20 protein-coding genes and 1 pseudogene are annotated in these 16981 nt (G+C 29.9%); 5 read left to right on the top strand and 16 right to left on the bottom strand.

What is annotated here, in order from left to right; all coding sequences use genetic code 11:
* Together HZY31_RS04630 and HZY31_RS04625 are read left to right on the top strand one after the other, a co-directional pair.
* Window positions 1–142: pseudogene (locus HZY31_RS04630) on the top strand (IS6 family transposase); the annotation flags it as partial.
* Between the two features lie 102 nt (window positions 143–244).
* The gene (locus HZY31_RS04625; protein WP_297318279.1) at window positions 245–802 is read left to right on the top strand and encodes an MBL fold metallo-hydrolase; all 558 of its coding nucleotides are present in this window, start codon (window positions 245–247) and stop codon (window positions 800–802) included.
* Between the two features lie 2 nt (window positions 803–804).
* On the opposite strand, the gene fbp is transcribed toward HZY31_RS04625, so the two are convergent.
* A complete protein-coding gene (gene fbp / locus HZY31_RS04620) occupies window positions 805–1965 on the bottom strand; it encodes a fructose-1,6-bisphosphate aldolase/phosphatase (protein WP_297318278.1) in 1161 nt (386 codons plus the stop codon).
* A gap of 191 nt (window positions 1966–2156) precedes the next feature.
* Between fbp and HZY31_RS04615 the strand changes: the two genes are divergently transcribed.
* The gene (locus HZY31_RS04615; protein ID WP_297318277.1) at window positions 2157–3047 is read left to right on the top strand and encodes a selenium metabolism-associated LysR family transcriptional regulator; all 891 of its coding nucleotides are present in this window, start codon (window positions 2157–2159) and stop codon (window positions 3045–3047) included.
* A gap of 41 nt (window positions 3048–3088) precedes the next feature.
* Here the strand turns inward: HZY31_RS04615 and hisE are convergent, their stop codons facing one another.
* From hisE to HZY31_RS04600, 3 genes are all read right to left on the bottom strand, one after another.
* Window positions 3089–3379, bottom strand: a complete 291-nt coding sequence (gene hisE / locus HZY31_RS04610; RefSeq protein ID WP_214399791.1) for a phosphoribosyl-ATP diphosphatase — start codon at window positions 3377–3379, stop codon at window positions 3089–3091.
* Window positions 3380–3395: 16 nt separating this feature from the next.
* Window positions 3396–3812 (bottom strand): 6,7-dimethyl-8-ribityllumazine synthase, encoded by a 417-nt coding sequence (gene ribH / locus HZY31_RS04605; protein WP_297318276.1) that lies wholly within the window; start codon window positions 3810–3812, stop codon window positions 3396–3398.
* A 73-nt stretch (window positions 3813–3885) separates the two neighbouring features.
* Window positions 3886–4356, bottom strand: coding sequence for a gamma carbonic anhydrase family protein (locus HZY31_RS04600; RefSeq protein ID WP_297318275.1), 471 nt, complete (start codon window positions 4354–4356; stop codon window positions 3886–3888).
* An 87-nt stretch (window positions 4357–4443) separates the two neighbouring features.
* On the opposite strand from HZY31_RS04600, the gene HZY31_RS04595 reads away from it, so the two are divergent.
* Window positions 4444–5634, top strand: coding sequence for a chloride channel protein (locus HZY31_RS04595; RefSeq protein ID WP_297318274.1), 1191 nt, complete (start codon window positions 4444–4446; stop codon window positions 5632–5634).
* Window positions 5635–5662: 28 nt separating this feature from the next.
* Here HZY31_RS04595 and HZY31_RS04590 read toward each other — a convergent pair whose 3' ends face one another.
* The 8 genes from HZY31_RS04590 to HZY31_RS04555 all read right to left on the bottom strand — a co-directional run bounded on the left by HZY31_RS04590 (window position 5663) and on the right by HZY31_RS04555 (window position 11741).
* Complete coding sequence (locus HZY31_RS04590; protein ID WP_297318273.1) at window positions 5663–5854, bottom strand: hypothetical protein; 192 nt, start codon at window positions 5852–5854, stop codon at window positions 5663–5665.
* Window positions 5855–5867: 13 nt separating this feature from the next.
* Window positions 5868–6125, bottom strand: coding sequence for an MJ0307 family thioredoxin (locus tag HZY31_RS04585; RefSeq protein WP_297318272.1), 258 nt, complete (start codon window positions 6123–6125; stop codon window positions 5868–5870).
* Between the two features lie 92 nt (window positions 6126–6217).
* A complete protein-coding gene (locus HZY31_RS04580) occupies window positions 6218–6919 on the bottom strand; it encodes a DUF169 domain-containing protein (RefSeq protein WP_214399786.1) in 702 nt (233 codons plus the stop codon).
* Between the two features lie 98 nt (window positions 6920–7017).
* On the bottom strand, window positions 7018–7425 hold the full coding sequence (locus HZY31_RS04575; protein ID WP_297318271.1) for a helix-turn-helix domain-containing protein: 408 nt from the start codon (window positions 7423–7425) through the stop codon (window positions 7018–7020).
* Complete coding sequence (locus tag HZY31_RS04570; protein ID WP_297318270.1) at window positions 7422–8066, bottom strand: CBS domain-containing protein; 645 nt, start codon at window positions 8064–8066, stop codon at window positions 7422–7424. The genes HZY31_RS04575 and HZY31_RS04570 overlap by 4 nt, the downstream gene beginning before the upstream one ends.
* 60 nt (window positions 8067–8126) lie before the next feature.
* Window positions 8127–9389: a homoaconitase large subunit gene (gene hacA, locus HZY31_RS04565; protein ID WP_297318269.1), complete on the bottom strand. Its 1263-nt coding sequence runs from the start codon at window positions 9387–9389 to the stop codon at window positions 8127–8129.
* Window positions 9390–9455: 66 nt separating this feature from the next.
* Window positions 9456–10610 (bottom strand): class I SAM-dependent rRNA methyltransferase, encoded by a 1155-nt coding sequence (locus tag HZY31_RS04560; RefSeq protein WP_297318268.1) that lies wholly within the window; start codon window positions 10608–10610, stop codon window positions 9456–9458.
* Window positions 10611–10628: 18 nt separating this feature from the next.
* Window positions 10629–11741: a 60S ribosomal export protein NMD3 gene (locus HZY31_RS04555; protein WP_297318267.1), complete on the bottom strand. Its 1113-nt coding sequence runs from the start codon at window positions 11739–11741 to the stop codon at window positions 10629–10631.
* A gap of 93 nt (window positions 11742–11834) precedes the next feature.
* Here HZY31_RS04555 and HZY31_RS04550 point away from each other — a divergent pair, with 93 nt between their 5' ends.
* Window positions 11835–12524 carry a DUF166 domain-containing protein gene (locus HZY31_RS04550; RefSeq protein WP_297318266.1) on the top strand — a complete coding sequence of 230 codons (690 nt, stop codon included), beginning with the start codon at window positions 11835–11837 and terminating at the stop codon, window positions 12522–12524.
* An 11-nt stretch (window positions 12525–12535) separates the two neighbouring features.
* Here the strand turns inward: HZY31_RS04550 and hmdC are convergent, their stop codons facing one another.
* From hmdC to hmd, 4 genes are all read right to left on the bottom strand, one after another.
* Window positions 12536–14059 carry a 5,10-methenyltetrahydromethanopterin hydrogenase cofactor biosynthesis protein HmdC gene (gene hmdC / locus HZY31_RS04545; RefSeq protein WP_297318265.1) on the bottom strand — a complete coding sequence of 508 codons (1524 nt, stop codon included), beginning with the start codon at window positions 14057–14059 and terminating at the stop codon, window positions 12536–12538.
* Window positions 14028–14624 carry a hypothetical protein gene (locus tag HZY31_RS04540; RefSeq protein ID WP_297318264.1) on the bottom strand — a complete coding sequence of 199 codons (597 nt, stop codon included), beginning with the start codon at window positions 14622–14624 and terminating at the stop codon, window positions 14028–14030. Before HZY31_RS04540 ends, hmdC begins: the two co-directional genes overlap by 32 nt.
* Window positions 14621–15709: a 5,10-methenyltetrahydromethanopterin hydrogenase cofactor biosynthesis protein HmdB gene (hmdB, locus tag HZY31_RS04535; protein WP_297318263.1), complete on the bottom strand. Its 1089-nt coding sequence runs from the start codon at window positions 15707–15709 to the stop codon at window positions 14621–14623. The genes HZY31_RS04540 and hmdB overlap by 4 nt, the downstream gene beginning before the upstream one ends.
* Before the next feature lie 136 nt (window positions 15710–15845).
* Entirely contained in the window at window positions 15846–16877 is a 1032-nt protein-coding gene (hmd, locus tag HZY31_RS04530; RefSeq protein ID WP_297318262.1) for a 5,10-methenyltetrahydromethanopterin hydrogenase, read from the bottom strand.
* Between the last annotated feature and the right edge of the window lie 104 nt (window positions 16878–16981).

The raw sequence follows: 16981 nt of genomic DNA, 5'->3' as shown, positions 1-16981 counted from the left end.
TGTAGAAAGCTTCTTCTCCCTCCTTAAACGAAAAACTAAGTCCTTCTATAATAGATTCCCTAATAATTCCAAATTTATTACCATTATCTCCTGGCTTAATTCTTTCGCCTCCATCTATAACTACCTCTTATCCTTATCTTGACAATCTCATATTTTTTATTAAGTATTATTTTAAGTATAAAGATTAAATTTTATTTTTTTTATAATAAATTTTTCTTTTAAATTCATAAAATGGGGAAAGAACATGATAAAACTCCTATATGATGGAGAACTTATAAGAGAAAATGGAATAATAAAAAAAGCATCTTCATCAGTAACTTTAATCCAAACAAAAAACCACAATATAATTGTAGATACTTCAACAAAGGATAAGAGAGAAATAATTATTAAAGAATTGGAAAAATTAAATTTTTCTCCAAAAGATATTGAGATTACTATAAATACTCATTTACATTACGACCACATTGAGAACAATTCAATATTTACAAATGCCACATTTTATGCCTCTCCAAAAGAATTTGGATTTAATGAATATTTTGAAGATTTTAAAAAATTTAAAGATAAAGATATTGAGATAGTTGAAACTCCAGGGCACACTTATGGTAGTATTTCAGTTATTTATAAAGATTATATCGTTGTTGGAGATGCCTCTCCTTTAAAAAATAATGTGATAAAATTAATTCCACCAAGGTTAAATGTAGATGAAAAATTAGCCCTAAAAACTTTAAAATATATTAGAAGTTTGAAAAAAAATGTAATTACTGGACACGAAGGAATTGTATATAAGGAAGAGATAATTTAAATTTATTCTACATCTCCTCTATCTTTTCTTTTAACTCCTCCTTCTTCAATTAACTCTAAACCTTCTAATGGTATAAATCTATCTTTTAATGCCTCTAAAACTTTTGGAACTGTTGTGTATTCCATCATAGTTGCTGGTAATCTATGTGGTTGGAATGGCCCCATTCTTCTTATTATATCTGCCATTTCTAAGGCTTTTTCTCTTGCCTTATCAAATCCTTTATCTGCGAATAAATCATTTGGTCCAATTAACATTCCATCGCATATTTGGAACCCTAATGCAATAATTCTTGCAGGTCCGTCAAATCTTGTTGGAGTGGCATCTTCTTCTCCAACTGGCATTAATGGACCCCAATGGCTACCTCTCATCCATCCTGGAACAAAGTGTGGATTGGCAAATGGCTCCAAAACCTCCCCTACTGCTGGAAATCCACTTTGGGCTCTAACAATTGCTACTGGATCGTCTTTACCAACATACTCTCCTGCTATATAGTTTAATTTTTCAGTACTAACAACTGCTGCAATTTCATTATCTTTTCTTCTATAAATTCTCTTAATAGCATATTTTTCATAATCTCCAATTAATGCTAAGAGCATATACATTTCTTCTGGGGTTTCTAAGAACACTTTTTTATGTCCTACAACATCATGAACCTCAAATCTAAATCCTGAAATCATTGAAGGATCAAAGACTAAACCAGCGGTATTGAATGGATCAGCAAACATTTTAAATAATGGATAGTTAAATGCTGTTGGATCTGTTTTGTCACAGCAGAAAACTACTATTGGCTCGCTCTTTCTTTCAACAAATTCCATTTCAGCACATCCTGGACCCATACCTCTAACATTCCCTGAAAAACTGTCAGATAATAAATCTTGCCCAGCACCATAAAGTTTTATCTCCTTAGCAACTTTTGTAGCTTCTTCAAATGCCTTCCAAGCCAATCCATGAACTTTTTCATTGTCACAACCTAATCTGTGAGTCATAATTAAATCAATGTCATCTCCACATCTTGTAACATAATAATCTAAAATTATTTCATCAACAGCCTCTTCTAAAACACCTTCACAAGTTTCTAATAACTCATCTGGTGCTAATGTATGTCCACACAACCCTCCAACATCTGCCTTTATAACACTTACAGTTACTTTATTGTTCTCCATAAAACCACCTTTTGCTTTTTTTGTATTATTAATTAGATATTTTTAGATATTTATTCACAAATAGTATATAAATTTAACTTAGCATCATAACCTAATTAAATCTTCTTATTACAGATACATTAACTTTATATATATCTATTATTAGTTATCTTAATAGGGATTAATAAAATACAAAGAATAAGGTGAATTATATGGACCCAAAAATAAGTTATTTTCAAACATTTATAGTGGCAAGTAAAACAAAAAGTTTTTCTAAGGCTGCTAAACGATTAGGAATTACACAGGGTACTGTAAGTAATCATATATCAGCATTAGAGAAATTTTTTGATGCTCAACTATTTTTAAGAACACCAGAAGGTGTAGATTTAACTCCGGAAGGAAAAATTTTATATGAAAGAGCTGAGAAAATTTTAGATTTGTTAAATGAATCTAAAATGCTTATGAGAGCAATACATGAGAATCCCGAGGGGATTATTAGAATTTATGCCTCTACAACTCCTGGAGAACATATACTCCCTTCAATAATTAAAGAATATAAGAATTCATACAAAAATGTAGATTTTGAAATGACTATATCTGACTCTGAAAAATGTTTCAAAGCGTTAGATGAAGGATTGGCTGACATAGCAGCAGTAGGCTACTTAAAAAACAAAAATTATGAATATACAATTATTGGTAAAGATAGATTAGTTTTAATCGTTCCTCCTAATCACCCACTTGCTAAAAAAGGAGTTGCTAAATTAGAGGATATTTTAAAAGAGGATTACATAGATAGAGAAGTAGGTTCAGGTACAAGAGAGGCATTTATAAAAGCATTAAATGAGAAAGGTTATTCGATAATGGATTTAAATGTAGTGATGAGAGTAGGTAGTCATTCAGCAGTAATTACAGCAGTATCTGAGGGTTATGGAGTTAGTATAGTTTCTGAAATTCCAGCAAAAAAGGCAGAAGATGCTGGTTTAGTTAAAATAGTTCCTGTGGAAGATTTGGACATTGTAAGATACCTATATTTAGTTAAAAGTAGAAGACCTAAAAACCCAAGTGCAGTTAAGTCATTCTGGGAGTTTGTTACAAATATATAAGTGGAAAGATTTTTAAAATATAATTTGTTTTTTATTTCTTTTTATTTTCTTCTTCTTTCAAATTCTTGTAATAATTCTTTAAACTCTATATTCTTGTATGCTAACAAAACCATTGTATGAAATATTAAATCTGCTGCCTCATAAATGATTTCATCTTTTTTGTCATCTTTAGCGGCTAAAATTAACTCCGTAGATTCTTCTCCAATTTTTTCACATATTTTATTTATTGCAGATTTTTTTTCATCATCAGTTGTTAATTTTGCCACATAAGAATTTTCTGGCTTTTCCTCTATTCTTTTTTTAATAATTTCATAAACTTCCTCTAAAATCATAAATATCCCAAAAATTTTATTTTTCTAAGGCTTTTAATCTTTTAACCATTTTAACAGCCGCCTCTACAGCCCTTTTACCATAATCTACTCTCTCCTGTGCCTGTAATCTTGTCATTCCTGGTCCTGAAATTCCAAGAGTTACTGGTTTATCATATTGTAGTGCTAAATCTGCTATTTTTCTTGCGGCATTATGGACAACAATTTCATCGTGCTCTGTTTCTCCTTCAATAACGCATCCAATTGTCACAACAGCATCGACATCGTCTTTTTCTAACAATTTTTTTACAGCTAAGGGGATATCAAAAACTCCTGGAACTATAATTTTATATTTTACAGTAGCCCCTAAAAATTCAGCGTGTTCTTCGGCAACTTTTTCCATCATATATGTTATGTCTCTATTAAATTCGGCAATAACAAATCCTAAATTTACCACAAATACCACCTACAATTTATTTTTATTTAAAATTTTAAATACCTATTATTTATTATTTATGCTCTATGGTTATTTATTTAAGATTTTTAGATAGTTCAACATACCTTAAAGCATTTTCCTTTATACTTTTAATTTCTTCATCTGTTAAAGTTCTAACCACTCTACCAGGAACTCCTAAAACTAAACTGTTTGGTGGAATCTCCTTATTTTGAGTAACTAATGCATTGGCCCCAATTATACAATTTTCTCCAATTTTTGCTCCATTTAATATTGTAGCATTCATTCCAACTAAGACATTATCCTCTATAATACAACCATGAACTACTGCTCCATGCCCTATTGAAACATAATCTTCAATTCTTACTGGAAATCCCTTAGAGCAATGAATTACACAACAATCTTGGATATTGGAATAATTACCAATTATTATTTTTTCTAAATCTCCTCTAATTACAGCGTTGTACCAAACTGAGGAATACTCTCCAATGGTTACATCTCCGACGATTACAGCAGTTTTTGCTATTTTTGCTGTCTTTGAAATCATATTTTCACCAGAAACTTTAAAATAAATTTTCAAAAAATATTATATAATGAGTGTAATTATTTTATTATTTTATTATGGAGGAATATTATGATTATGAATATTGTTAGTAAAAAAATAAATAGATTAATAAAAATGTTAAAATGGATAGGTATTGCTTCATTAATAGGGTTAGTGGGAGGAGTGAGTTCTATTATTTTATCACTAATGATAGAACACTTTCCAGAAAAAAATAACATTCTATTAATTCCAATAGTATTTTTTATCTGTGGTTTATTTGTAGATTATAATATTGGATTAAAAGGTTCTGGGATTGATAGAGTTTTAAGAGCGTTAAATAACAATATACCAATGACATGGATTACTGGACTTTTAAAAGTTTTATTGGCAGGAGTGGCTATAGCAGTTGGGGGTAGTGCTGGAAAAGAAGGACCTTCTGTTCAATCAAGTGCATCCTTTGCTGATGAACTATATAGATTATTAAAATTAAGAAATAGAGAATTAGTTATAATTACTGGAATTGCGGGTGGATTAAGTGGAGCATTTGCCGCTCCTTTAGGACCTGCTATATTAGCATGTGAAATTATAGAGCATGAAAACTTTAGTTATGTTAATATTTTACCCCCAATTATTGCAAGTGTTGTAGGATATATAATTTATTATTTTACTACTGGAAAAAGGCATTTATTTAATTTATATTTTACTTATACTTTACATCCTCTGGACTTTATTTGGTTTATAATTGGGGCGTTTTTTTGTTCTTTTGTTGCATATATCTATATAAAAACATATAGAAAAATATCTTCAACCTTTGATAAGATTAAATTACCCTACTGTATTAAAACATTAATTGGAGGAATTCTAGTTGCAATAATTGGATACTATACTCCAGAAGTTTTTGGTTTAGGATTAGAACTTATAAAAAATCTATTTTTCATAAAATTTTCTTTAATTTTGTTAATTTTAATACTCATAGGAAAAATATTTGCTACATCCTTTACAGTAGGTTCTGGAGTTCCTGGTGGTTTAATGATACCATCCATGTGTATTGGAGCCCTTTCTGGGGCAATATTTAGTAGTATTATTGGAGCAAATCCTGCCCCATATATTGTTTTAGGAATAGCCACATCGTTATCTGCATCAACTAATGCTCCTTTGGGAGGAGCTGTTTTATGCACAGAGATTTTTGGCTTTGATTTTGCAGTTCCTTCATCAATCGGGGCAGTTATAGGATATCAAACAACAAGATTTGACACAATATTCAAATATATAAGATTTTAAATTAATTTTAGAATAAAAAATAAAGATATTATTGAATTAAATCTTCATATCTACGTTTAAGAATTTCGCAGTTTGGTATAATTACTTCATCAATATCATATTCTTCTTTTAGCATTTTTATCATTATTACTATATCTTTTCCTCTACAAACCTCACATTTTATGGAAAGTTCATCACTGTTAGAAATATTTTCATCTTTACAAACAATTCTTAACTTCATAGTTTTTCACTTTTTATAATCTTTTCTTAATTGCTTCAACTAATGCCTCTTTTGTTGGAGCCCCCACAAATTCAACCTCTCCATTAATTACAATTGTAGGAACCGCCATTATTCCATATTCCATAGCCTTTTGTGGATTTTCCATAACATTTATATACTCTACTTCAACGACATCTGGCATTTCATTTGCAACTTCTTCAACAACTCTCTTAGCCGCTGGACAATGAGGACACATAGGTGATGTAAAGAGTTCAATTTTCACTTTTGACATAGGTTATCTACCTCCGATCTAAAAATGAAAATAAACTATATTACTAATAATAAAAATTATATTACTTTTTATTGCTTTATAAACTTATTTATTTAATGACCACAAGTCCATACTTGTCTAAAGTGTTCAATTGCCTCAACAATGTCTTTTAATTTTTCTGGTGGAAAGGCAACAACAACTTCCTCTGGCTTAATTCCAGCGTATTTTCTTGAACCGTTACATCCTAAGGTCATATTTGGTGCTTTTCTTGTATAAACTGCTGCTACACCATCAGCACACAATGATTGAATTCCTGAAAAATCTGCTTGGAACCTTCCTCCTTTATGGTAGAGCATTGCCTGAACTAATCTTAAAGCATAGAGTGGCTCTCCAATGAATATTATTGAATCTGGAACAAAGTCAGTTTCATCTAAAGGAGCATATATTGAGGCATATATCTCTTCTTCAACTTTTGGAATAGCATCAACTGTTTTTTTAGCCGCTTCTTCATCTTTGAAGTTTCCTAACTTAACATACAATTTTCCTGTTGCTAATGGTTCTGGTGGATTTTTAAAAATACCAATAGCATAAGCCCCTCCCTTACATAAATGTTTATCAACTGTTGCATATAATTTCTTTCTTTCTAATCTTGCAAGTTGAATCATTTCACAGTGTCTTTTTTCTTCTGGTAATTCTTCATATCCTTCAGGTATTTCTTCTTTTGATTTAGCCAATTTTACTGCAACAAATGGCTTATCTAACATCATTAATTCCATTAACTTTTTCCCATATTCTCTGATTTCATTTACATCCATTGTTCCACCTGTGAATAGTTGTGTATAATTTACGCACTATATTTTTTATTTATGAGTATATATAATTTTCGATTTGTATTCAAATAAAAATTATTAATTTATGACTTTTTATGGTTTTTAAACCATTTAGGATATTCAACTATCTTATAACCTCCAAAGGGTCCTGATTTACTCTCTATTTTAAAGCCAAGTGATTTTAAATCTTTTATTCTGTTATGGACGGCCACTCTGCTCTTTCTATCAATGTAGTTTTTTAAAAATTCACCAGATACAAAATCTGAGTTTTTAGCGAATATTCTATTTTTTTCTAATATTTTTTTAGCCTCTTCTACACCATATTTTTTAGATAAGTTTTCATATATTTCATTTACACCCATAAGAATATTTAAAAGAATAAAATGTCCAATATCTAACTTTATATTATTTTCATAAGCCTTTTTTAAAAATTCCCAAAAGTCATAATTTTTTCTATTTGCAATTTTTTTTAACTCTTCTTCTATATTCATTTGTTTCCCCTAATTTTTGCCAATCTTCTTGCTAATGCAACCATTCCTATTTCAATAAGACCTACAAAGAACTTTTCTAAACCTCCACAAGCCCATATAGCTTTTCCAAAAGTAGTTTTTTTTATCCTTTCTTCATATTCTTTTGGAGTTATATCTTCTCCAGTTTTCTTTTTTGTTACTACTGCTGCAGCTTCCATTAATTCATCCCAAGTAATGTCTCCTATATAATTATGTAACTCTTTAAATATTTTATAAACAGGTATTTCATATAATTTAGCCAATGTTTTAACTATATCACAATGTCTAACCATTCCTACGACTCTACCATCTTTCGACAAGACCGGGATATTAACAACTTTGTATTTAACAAACTTTAATACGACTTCCCTAGCTTCTTCATCTTCATAGGCAACTATTACTTCTTCAACAGGTCTCATATATTTAGTTATTGGTTTTTTAAATTCCTTTTCCGGAATTCCTAACAAATCTAAGGAAGTTATCCATCCAACTAATTTATCTTCTTTATTAACTATAGGAGCAGAAAATCTTTTTTTCTTTTTTAATATGTTTATAGCCTCTTCAACAGTATTATCTTCATATATCTTAGCAAAATTTCTATCCATTAAATCTTTAACTTTCATACTCTCACTTAATAAATTTGTATTTAAAATCTTTATCTTTTAAATTTTTATTAATTATGTTTAATCTAACTTGTTTGTTATATATCCCTTAATAGCACTTATTGCAGCAATTTTTGGGGAGGATAAATAAATATAGCTATTTATATGTCCCATTCTTCCCCTAAAATTCCTATTTGTTGTTGATAAACAAACCTCTCCCTCAGCCAAAACTCCTTGATGCGCCCCCAAACATGGACCACAACCTGGTGTGCAAATCATTGCCCCAGATTTTACAAATATATCAATTAATCCTTCTCTTAATGCATTTAAAAAAACTTTTTTTGATGCAGGAATTACTATTAATCTAACATCTTTATGAATTTCCCTACCTTTTAAATACTTAGCTGCCTCTCTTAAATCACTTAGCCTTCCATTTGTACATGAACCTATAAAAACTTGATCTATTTCCGTACCTTCAACCTCACTTACAGGCTTTACATTGTCTGGATGATGCGGAACAGAAATCTGTTCCTCCATATCTGTGATATCAATTTTAATCTCTTTGTAGTAGCATTCCTCATTTTTATCTACTTTTATTCTCTCTTTTTTTAATTTTGCAATTTCTTCATCTGATAACTTTCTCTCTTTTTTTAAATAATTGTATGTTATTTCGTCTGCCTCTATAATTCCAGTTTTTCCTCCCATTTCTATTGCCATATTACATAATGTTAATCTTCCATCCATATCCATCTTTTTTACAACTTCTCCTCCATATTCAATAGCCATATATGTTGCCCCTCTTCTTCCTATCTCTTTACAAACTCTTAAAACTATATCCTTAGCTGATATATTTTTATTTTCTCCAACAATATCTACTCTAATAGTTTTAGGAACTTTAATCCATGTTTCTCCTGTTGCATAAATATAAGCCATGTCCGTTGCTCCAAATCCAGTTGCAAAAGCTCCAAAAGCTCCATGTGTGCATGTATGGCTGTCTCCACCAGCTACAAACATGTTTGGTAAAACATAATTTTCAGCCAATATTTGATGGCAAATACCTTCTCCTCCTTTATGAAAATTTTTAATCTTAAATCTTTTAACAAACTCTAACGCCAATTTTTGCATTTCAGCAGCTTTAACAGTATTTGCTGGAACATTGTGATCGAAGGCAACAACTATTTTATCTGGATCCCAAACACTATCGCTCATTTCTTTTAAAGCCTTGTATGTTAATGGAGTAGTACCATCATGAGTCATTGCTAAATCTACTTTAATTTCAATACTATCTCCTTCATAAACATTATAACCTACTTTTTTTGATAATATTTTCTCAACTAATGCCAATTTATCACCTTTTTAAATTCTATTTCATTAAAAAACTTTATACAGTTATAAGGAAAATATAGTATTCTATGGTTTAACATAAAAAAATATACATTTTAAATATTCAAGATTTTTGTTTCCTATTGATATTGGATGATCTGGAGATTGTCCTTTATAATCAATCATTATTAATTCCTTTTTTGCTCTAAATGCAGATGATATAACTGTTCTTTTAAACAACTCTCTGTCTATGTGATGAGAGCAGGAACAAGTAACAAATATTCTTTTACACAGATTTATTCCTAAGTAGTTTAATGTTGAATAAGCCCTTAAAGCATTTTTTATATCTTTTTCAGTTTGTGTAAATGCGGGAGGGTCTAAAATAACAATATCAAATTTTTCTCCATTTTCTATAAACTCTTCCATAACTTTAAATGCATTCCCTTCTATAAAAGTGTATTTATCTTTTGGAATATTATTTAATTCCATATTTTCCTCAGCAACTTTTAACGCCTTTTTTGATAAATCTACTCCTACAACTTCTGCCCCTTTAATTGCACAATGGACTGAAAATCCTCCTGTATAACAGCAAATATCTAAAACTCTATCTCCCTCTTTTACAAATTTCTCTATTGCCAACCTATTTTCTCTTTGATCTAAAAAAAAGCCTGTTTTGTGCCCTTTTAAATTCACTTTAAATTTTGCCTTCCCTTCCTTAATAATAGTTTCATATTTTTTCTTTTCTCCAAAAATTTTATCTTTAATTTTTTCTCCTTTTTTACCTCTTTTCACATATACTGTTTCTAAGTCAGATAATTCAAATAAAATGTCAATAATATCCTTTAAATACTCCTTCTCAATAAGTTTTGACATTAACTGCATAGCCCCTATATTATTATATTTGTCAAATATTATCGTTGGTAAATTATCTCCTTCAGCATAAATCCATCTGTAAGTATCTTTGTAATTTAAAATTTCCTCTCTATAAATTTTTGCCTTTAATATTCTTTTATAAAAAAAATTGTAATCAATATCTTCATTTTCAGTAGTTAAAATTTTTAATATTACTGATTTTGGATTATACAATGCCTTGGCAACAAATTTCCCATTATATGTTAGAGTAACAATTTCTTCCTTTTTAGGCAAATCTTCCAAATTTTTTATTGCCTTAGTATATACCAATTTTGAAAAATTTTTTGTTATAGAGTTGTATGCCCTTTTGTCAATTTCTAATTTAATCATTTAATTCACCTTATTATCTTACTTTTTGTTTTTATCTTCCTTAACTTTATTTACTAAATAAGGAATTTCCTCTTTTTTAAGTATTTTAACTTTATCACCCTCTTTTACTTCAATATCTCCAATGTTGTCAAACTCATAAACTTCATAATTTTTATCGTCCATAACCATAATATTTGGCGTAGTGGCTATAACAGTTGCAGTATCTAACTCTTCATTTTTCTTAACCATTTTAGTTTCTTTTTCTGCCACATGCCAAGATAAGCCAATTTTTTCTCTTTTGTAATCAATAGATTTCATATATACTTTATCTTCTGTTATACTTGTTACCTGATAGTATCTATCTCTATATTCAACGACATCTCCTACTTTGTATTCAGGAATCCTCACAGAGACTGTAACTCTATATAAATCCTTTCCAGTGTTTCTATCCACTCCTACCAATGTAGCGGTTTCTGTAATTTTTCCTCCAAATCTCTCTTTAATTTTTTGTGCTACATTTCTTGCCGCCCCTACTGAACCAAGTTGATAGTCTAAACCCTCTTTCTGTGGAATAAATTTTGCTATAAAAGCCATTCTGTCTTTTTTTAATCTTTTAGATAATTCTTCCCTAACAAAATTATCCAATTTTTCTCTTTCTTCTTCTGTAAGATACCTATTCATAGCCCTAACTTGCAATGTAGCCTCGTAATAATTAGACATAAATCTCGAACATCTTGGACACTGAACCATTTGTAAATGAACTTCTATATCTTTTTCATAAGTTCTATCTTCTTTCTCTCCGGGTAATCTACCCTTTGCCACAATATGAACAGAAATTATTAACTTACTTCTCTTACCTCCAGGAAGTTGGGTAATTTTAGGATATATTTCAAAATCAACCATAACACTTTTCTTTTTAATAGCATCTTTTGTAGCATAGTATGCAATTTCATACAATATTTCATAAGCATCTTCACTCTTTGGAGTTTGCCATATCTTTCTCTTGTAGGAACCACACATATGACAAACTTCAATCTCCACTCTTTCAGGCACTTCAATTAGTGGATGCTCTTGAGCATAGCAAATTGGACAGAGTCCATCTATAAGTTCATCCTCAGCACCACATCTGTAACATATTCCTCTAATTTTCATAATCTCACCTCAATTATATAATATATATTAATGAAAAAAATATATATAATCAATATATAATCAATTCATTATTAAATAAAAGAAGGTAAAAATATGGCAAAGATATTGGTAGTAACTGACGGAGTGTATGGATATAGAATCCAAGGAACTGTAAATTCATTTGGGAAGAAAAATAAATTTATAGGAATATATAAAATAGAAAAACCACAAGATATAATAGTAGATGAAATAGAACTTCCTGAAGAGTTAATAGAAAAATTCAAAGAAGCAGATATTTTACTTGTTTATACTCAACATCCTGACAATACTTATGAAGTTTGCAGAAATGCAAGAGAAAAGAATCCTAATATTGCTATAATTGTTGCTACCTGTATTGGGGAGGGACAGAAAAAAGAATTAAGCAAATTTGACGCTATATGTCCAGAAGAGATGTGCTTATTGGATGAAAATACTGTTGGAGGTTTGATAAATAAATATCCAAAATTAAAAGAATTTTTAGAAGAATTTGGCTCTCCAAAGGTTGAAGTATATATAAAAAATAATAAAGTTGAAGAAGTTAAAGTTATTAGAACATCTATATGTGGCTCAACTTTATTTATGGCTAAATTGATGAAAGGACTTGAAGTAAATGATATTGAAGAGTTTAGCAAAAAATCTGCAATGTTTATACAAAGATACCCTTGCGTTGCTGGAAAAATAAAATTATTTAAAAAAGAGTGTAAAAAACAGAAGGCTTTGGATATTCATAGAAAGGCAATTTTAAATGGGATTAAAATAATTTAAATAATAAAGATTTAAATAAAGCTCTCTGCATTAACTTTATTCTTTATCTTCAAAATTATCTCAGGAATCATTGAGCATATATATGTTTTATCTGCATTTTTAACAACTTCATTATCATTCCCATTGCATTTGTAGGCATTTATTCCAAATTCATTGAATATTTTAACTGTTGCCTCCTCAACCCACTTATTTGCATCGCTAACATAAACTTCCTCTGGCATCGTTCTTTTTACAATACCCCATGCTATGTATCTTCCACCCAATAATCCCAACTTTTCTCCATTATACTCTTTTTCAACATCTTCCAAATTTTTTCTTATTTTAACTTTATCATGCAGTTTGCTGTTTTTAACTGCAACCCAATGAGCATCTCCAATAAACATTTCCCCAAACATTTCTGGATATATAACATTGCCTAAAAACTTGCTACTCCTTGCTATGGCAATTAAGTCATTTTTATTTATTAAATTCACATCATTTATGTTTTTTAATTCTTCTTTAATTATTCTCATAACTCTTGGCAAACCAAAATTACCCCTCTTCGCTGTTTTAGGAGAATAGCCACACATATAACCATGATGGTTTCCACTAAATCCACTTATAATCACATTAAGCCCACTTCTTAAACCAATTCTACATTCGTCCTCATAAGCCCCATTAGTGGCAACAACTCCTCCCTTAACTAAAATCCTCGAAACTGCTATCGCCTTAGCAAATGCCTTTAATCTATCCTTAGCCCTATTAAATGGAGCTCCTTCAACAACCAAAACATCTACATCTAAGTTAATGCATGCTTTTAATCCGGATATTAAATCATCATACCCATCTCCAACATGAAAAATTCCCTCCAACCCTTTTCCATATTTTTTTGCCGCCTCTGCAACGATAGCCATCTCCTCTAATGGGGCTGCATGCTCTTCTCCTCCTTGCTCTTCAACCACATTTATACATACAGTTGAAACTAACTTTATCCAATCTTCAAATTCATAAGCATATTCTTTCTCTTTATCAATTAACCTCTTGTGGATCCTTCCTCTTGGACATCCTTTATATGGTGGGCCATTATAGTAACACTCTCCCATACAGTGCGTTATCTCCTTTGGAAATCTCATAGGTCCATATTTACCAAAGTGATCCAAATCTAATGGAACATTAACAATTTTATAAACCTTTTTTAAAACCTCTAATGGTGTTAATCCTTCTTTTTCTCCAATATCAGCCAACGCATAAGCACAAACATGTAGAGTTAATCCCATATAATCAGTTAAGATACAGTTCTCTAAGAATTGAGTTAATGTTAGAGATGATGCACATGGCCCTACAGATACTTCAATCAAATCACAACCCATAGGAAATTTTCTTAAATTACTTCCCAATTTTTGAATCTCATTTAAAGATAAATCATCAACTGCATCAACAATCTCAATTATATCGCTTTCTTTCAATTTATTTTTTATCAATTTTTTTATAACTAATTTTCTTAACTCTAATGCTGAATTTAAATCATTTACTGCTTCTTTGATAAGTTCTCTCATGAAAATCCCTCAACTTTTCTATAATCTGCAAATATCTATCTTCAATTCTTTCAATTAATCCCAAGTTATAATTATGAGTTTTTAAAATTATGAATTTTGCATTATTTTTATTATTCTTATAATTTTGATTTGATAAATAGTAATCTGGAACTATGAAAACTCCATTTTCAGATATTTTCAAATTTAAATCTTCTACAATTTTTTTAACGAACTCTGTTATTGGATTAACCTCCACATTTAAATCTTTTAATAAATTCTTTGCTAATTCTTTTATTTTCTTTTCTTTGTATTTTAGAAGTTTAATAGAATCATTTATTTTATCCTCATCACCAATTTTTAATTTTTTTATATCCTCAAGGGTTTCAATCAAATCTCTAAAAGTTGCTGACTTAACTTCAAAAATTTCTGAATTAGGATTTAATCTTTTAACTTTCTCTTTGTATCCCTTAGATATAATTAATAAGTCGCAATCTACTTTCTCATTGTAAGGATTAACAATTTTGTAATCTTTTAAGTCAATCAATTCAGATATTTCTTCATACATTTTAGTTATTCCTACTTTCATATTTCCACTATCATTTTATTTCCATATTTTTCTAAATATTCCTCATATTTCTTCCAATCCAATTTTGGTTTTAACCCTAAATCTACAATCATTTTAACTACATCTTCTAAATTCCCAGTTTTTGGATTTCCAACACCTTTAATGTTTATAGGATGATTTCTTGGAATTACTGTTGCCACATTACTCGCTCCTCCCAATAAAGCAAATTGAACTAATTCAGATCCAATTGTTGGTGTTGGTGAAGTTATTCTTATATTTGGAAATAACAATCTTGTTATTGCTATAGTTTTTGCCTGTTCTAATGCAGAGCACTTTGGATGATTTTCCATTGGAGTTCCTTTGTAAGGATTGAAGCCCATTATTGGAATTTCTCCAACAACTAACTCATTTTTTAAATAAAATAAATGCTCTACTCTGTCCTCATAACTCTCTCCAATCCCTATTAATAAACCAGACGATAACTCTATATTATATTTATTAACCAATTTACAAACTCTTATTCTATCCTCCAATTCCTCTCCTGGTTTTACTTTTTTAAAGAGATTTTCATTTATAGTTTCTAAATTGCAACATATTGTATCAATGCCATATTTTTTAAGTTCCTTTATAGATTTTTCAGTTAAATCTGCCCCTGCATTTACTAAAACTTCCAAGTTGGTATTTTCCTTAACTATTTTTAAAGCTCTTAAAACTTCTTTCCCTTCATAACCATGTGCAGAAGAGCAACTAACTCTTTTTATTCCACTTTCCTCAATAGCTATTGCCGATTTTTTAATTTCTTCATCACTCAACCTAAATGGTTTATAATATCCCTCTTTTGATGTTCCAGCGGCAAATCCACAGTATAGACATTTTGGATTAACTTTACAAATGTTAGTTATGTGAATTGTTGATGTAATCTCAATCTCTTTTTTAAAATAATCTCTAACTCGTGAGGCAATGTCAAATAATTTTAAATAATCCCTCCATTTATCTATTTTATATAATTCCAATGCTTCATCTTTGTCAATTAAACCCTCTTTAATTAATTTCTTATTACCTTCTTTTAATTCTTTAAAATTCTCATAAATCTTTTCAAATATCATTAAATCACCATTTTCAGAAAAATAATATCCAAGTTAGTAAAAAATTATTAATATATTTTCTCACAAAATATCTTTTTAAATATATCTTTAAATTAATAAATATTTCACACAAAATAAAAAAATAAATTAAAATAAATTACTCTTTTTTGTATTTCTCCAATACTTTCAATGCAGTTGGTAAAATATCTGCTAATGGACCGAAACACATACTGTCAGCAGTACCTAATAATGCTGCTGGATCTAATGCTTCTTCCATATTAGTTATACCTTTCTCTTTCATTAAGTTGTGTATTTGGGTTAATGCTTCATCTGCCATCATTTGAGCGAAGTCAGCTGGAGCTCCTAAGATTTTTGTAACAGCGTCTCTATATGCCAATAGTCCAGCATAGACAATTGCTGTAACTGCTGAACACATATCACATACTGGTCCTATCAAGTTTGCTGGCATTTTAAATGCTTGTCCTCTTGCTTTTTTACCTATTTCATATAATTTATTAACAGCCTCTTCACTTGCATAACCTTCAGCGATATAAACTTGACCTTTCATTTCTGGAACACATCCTGGGTGGTATGAAGTTATGTTTAAGTCATCTCTTCCTAAGTCTTTGAATATTTTTGCGAATTTTGTTGTAGGAATTGTACATGCATGAGTTACAATTGCTCCCTCTGGAATTGCATCAGCAAATTTTTTAATAATTTCTGGCTGTTTGTTTCCTTTTGGTAACCAAGTTATAACTATGTCTGCATCTGATACTGCCTCTCTATCATCTGCTGTTACTTTTAATCCAACATCTTCTGGATGGACAAAATGAATACATGCCTTTGGTGGTTTTGGTAACTCTTTTGCTTTTGCCTTAACGACTTCTCTAATTTTTGGCATTATACTTTCTGGATTACCATTTAAGTGAGCTTCCATAACTTCTTTAGGATCAAATTCATCAATAATTACTAATCCCGGCTCTTCTGCAAAGCATGGATCTGAAACGATAACCTCATCAACTTCTGGGACTAAGTGTAATAATTCTGCTCCATAAGTTATTGATGAGTGAGTTAATGCAATCTCTGGCTTGCCTACTTCCTTAGCTACTTGACAGGCTCTCATAAAGTTTGTAATTCCTGCTGCTGCGTGAGTTCTGTAACATCCTGCCCCAAGTATTGCTATTTTCATTTTATCACCTAATTTGACTTTTAACTTTTATTAATTTACTCATGTTATGATAATAATTTTATCTTGTATGATATATAAAATTAACGATTTTTTTTATAACCATA

This window comes from Methanocaldococcus sp., assembly GCF_024490875.1.
Classification (GTDB): domain Archaea; phylum AGJL01; class Methanococci; order Methanococcales; family Methanocaldococcaceae; genus Methanocaldococcus.
This window is presented reverse-complemented; position numbering and strand designations above follow the sequence as displayed.

Coding starts and splice junctions, on each gene's coding strand:
- HZY31_RS04625 (WP_297318279.1), top strand. CDS start 245: ATGATAAAACTCCTATATGATGGAGAACTTATAAGAGAAAATGGAATA.
- fbp (WP_297318278.1), bottom strand. CDS start 1,965: ATGGAGAACAATAAAGTAACTGTAAGTGTTATAAAGGCAGATGTTGGA.
- HZY31_RS04615 (WP_297318277.1), top strand. CDS start 2,157: ATGGACCCAAAAATAAGTTATTTTCAAACATTTATAGTGGCAAGTAAA.
- hisE (WP_214399791.1), bottom strand. CDS start 3,379: ATGATTTTAGAGGAAGTTTATGAAATTATTAAAAAAAGAATAGAGGAA.
- HZY31_RS04600 (WP_297318275.1), bottom strand. CDS start 4,356: ATGATTTCAAAGACAGCAAAAATAGCAAAAACTGCTGTAATCGTCGGA.
- HZY31_RS04595 (WP_297318274.1), top strand. CDS start 4,444: ATGATTATGAATATTGTTAGTAAAAAAATAAATAGATTAATAAAAATG.
- HZY31_RS04590 (WP_297318273.1), bottom strand. CDS start 5,854: ATGAAGTTAAGAATTGTTTGTAAAGATGAAAATATTTCTAACAGTGAT.
- HZY31_RS04585 (WP_297318272.1), bottom strand. CDS start 6,125: ATGTCAAAAGTGAAAATTGAACTCTTTACATCACCTATGTGTCCTCAT.
- HZY31_RS04580 (WP_214399786.1), bottom strand. CDS start 6,919: ATGGATGTAAATGAAATCAGAGAATATGGGAAAAAGTTAATGGAATTA.
- HZY31_RS04575 (WP_297318271.1), bottom strand. CDS start 7,425: ATGAATATAGAAGAAGAGTTAAAAAAAATTGCAAATAGAAAAAATTAT.
- HZY31_RS04570 (WP_297318270.1), bottom strand. CDS start 8,066: ATGAAAGTTAAAGATTTAATGGATAGAAATTTTGCTAAGATATATGAA.
- HZY31_RS04560 (WP_297318268.1), bottom strand. CDS start 10,610: ATGATTAAATTAGAAATTGACAAAAGGGCATACAACTCTATAACAAAA.
- HZY31_RS04555 (WP_297318267.1), bottom strand. CDS start 11,741: ATGAAAATTAGAGGAATATGTTACAGATGTGGTGCTGAGGATGAACTT.
- HZY31_RS04550 (WP_297318266.1), top strand. CDS start 11,835: ATGGCAAAGATATTGGTAGTAACTGACGGAGTGTATGGATATAGAATC.
- hmdC (WP_297318265.1), bottom strand. CDS start 14,059: ATGAGAGAACTTATCAAAGAAGCAGTAAATGATTTAAATTCAGCATTA.
- HZY31_RS04540 (WP_297318264.1), bottom strand. CDS start 14,624: ATGAAAGTAGGAATAACTAAAATGTATGAAGAAATATCTGAATTGATT.
- hmdB (WP_297318263.1), bottom strand. CDS start 15,709: ATGATATTTGAAAAGATTTATGAGAATTTTAAAGAATTAAAAGAAGGT.
- hmd (WP_297318262.1), bottom strand. CDS start 16,877: ATGAAAATAGCAATACTTGGGGCAGGATGTTACAGAACTCACGCAGCA.